We start from the raw sequence: 1109 nt of genomic DNA on the forward strand, positions 1-1109 counted from the left end.
TGGAAAGTTATGAGTCAACGCCTTGATACAGAACATACGCCAACCAAGCTCCATCTGGAGATCGGTGCCGACCGTGGAGCGCTGTATCCGTGCCCTGAGTGCGGCACCGCGTGCAAGGCGCATGACTTCAAGGAGTACACGTGGCGGCATCTCAACTTCTTCCAGCATCATTGCTACCTTACGGCCCGGCTCCCGAGGATCAACTGCCCGGAACACGGAATCCGTCGCGTGGAAGCACCATGGGCCAGGGAAGGCAGCCGCTTCACTCTGCTTTTCGAGCAGGTGGTCATGAGCCTCGTCCGCGAGATGCCGGTCAGCGCCGTAGCCCGACACGTTGAGGTCACGGACAAGCGCTTGTGGCGGATCGTCCGCCATTATGTGTCCAAAGCCATCGCCGCGCTGAACCTGAAGAGCCTTAAGGCAATCGGCCTGGACGAGACCGCCTCCAAACGAGGCCACAACTATATTACCGTCTTCATCGACCTGGACCGCTCCGACAAGCCCGTGCTCTTTGCGACTCCCGGCAAGGGCAAGGATTGCCTGACGAAATTCTGCGCGTTCATCGAAGCCCATGAGGGTCGTCCCGAGAACATCGTCGAAGTTGTCTGCGACATGTCGCCGGCGTTCCTTTCCGCAGTCGAACAGGAGTTCAAGTCCGCTTCGGTGACAGTCGACTGGTTCCATGTGGTCCAGCTCTTCACCAAGGCCGTCGATGAAGTCAGAAAGCTAGAAGCCAGGCAGACAAAGCTGCCGGACCACACCCGTTGGGCCGTGCTCAAGGGCGCTGAAAAAGAACGCACGCAGCATCAAGAGAATGCTCTCCTGGAGCTCGTCGAGCAGGGTTTCGCTACCGCCAAGGCCTACCGTGTCAAAGAACTTCTTCGCTGGGTGCGGCGGGCCGAATCAAAGCAGGCCGCCAAGTGGCGCATCACCCATTTTCTCAAGCATGCGGCGGAGTATGCTGCCGACTGCCCGCTCCTGGAGCCTGTGAGGAGCGCACTGGCAAGCTTCGAGAGGCACTTGCCGCGAATACTTCATCGTTGGCATTCCTTGCACACCAATGCGAGGCTCGAAGGCTACAATGGCCTGTTCCAGGCGGCGAGAGCCAG

At 59.2% G+C, this 1109-nt stretch carries 1 protein-coding gene; it reads left to right on the forward strand.

What is annotated here, in order from left to right; genetic code table 11:
• Positions 1-9: 9 nt before the first annotated feature.
• On the forward strand, positions 10-1109 hold a 1100-nt coding region (locus tag EOL86_15430), incomplete at its 3' end, for an ISL3 family transposase (protein NCD26961.1).

Source organism: Deltaproteobacteria bacterium (genome assembly GCA_009930495.1).
In the GTDB taxonomy this organism is placed as follows: Bacteria; Desulfobacterota; Desulfovibrionia; order Desulfovibrionales; family Desulfomicrobiaceae; genus Desulfomicrobium.